The organism is Methylobacterium sp. E-005 (assembly GCF_022829725.1).
GTDB lineage: Bacteria > Pseudomonadota > Alphaproteobacteria > Rhizobiales > Beijerinckiaceae > Methylobacterium.
Genome location: NZ_JAKSYG010000007.1, coordinates 1 through 466 on the forward strand (window position 1 = coordinate 1; position 466 = coordinate 466).

Here is a 466-nt window from a genome sequence, read left to right on the forward strand (position 1 = left end):
ACGACACGACTACGCGGCTTTAGTCAAAAGCGACCCACATATGTAGTAAAACGGAACTTGATGTGGGTTGGGGATTTGCCCCGCACATACAGCTGTTCGGTCTCGGACCGACGTCCGACTGACGGCGGAAGGAAGCCTCACAGCTCCTCGTTCTCAGCGCGGCCGAGCCGCGAGAGAGCACGAATGTCCAATCCGCTGATCATGAAGCTCGAATACGGAGCGCGTCTGAACGACGAGGACCGTGCCGTCCTACACGACCTCACCAGAAAAACTCGTCGCCTCGCGCGGCGTAAGGACATCAGCCCCGAAGGCGAGCGTCCAGAGAACGTACACCTCGTCGTGGAAGGCTTCGCCTGCCGCTACAAGAGCCTTACTGACGGACGACGCCAGATCACGGCCCTCCTGGTGCCGGGCGACTTCTGCGATCTGCACGTCGCCATCCTCGGTGAGATGGATCACAGCATCG

General features: G+C 60.1%; 1 protein-coding gene. It reads left to right on the top strand.

The window, feature by feature from the left end; genetic code table 11:
- Positions 1–183: 183 nt before the first annotated feature.
- Positions 184–466, top strand: a 283-nt coding sequence (locus tag MKK88_RS00040; protein ID WP_243996487.1) for a cyclic nucleotide-binding domain-containing protein, incomplete at its 3' end; no start/stop codon positions are given.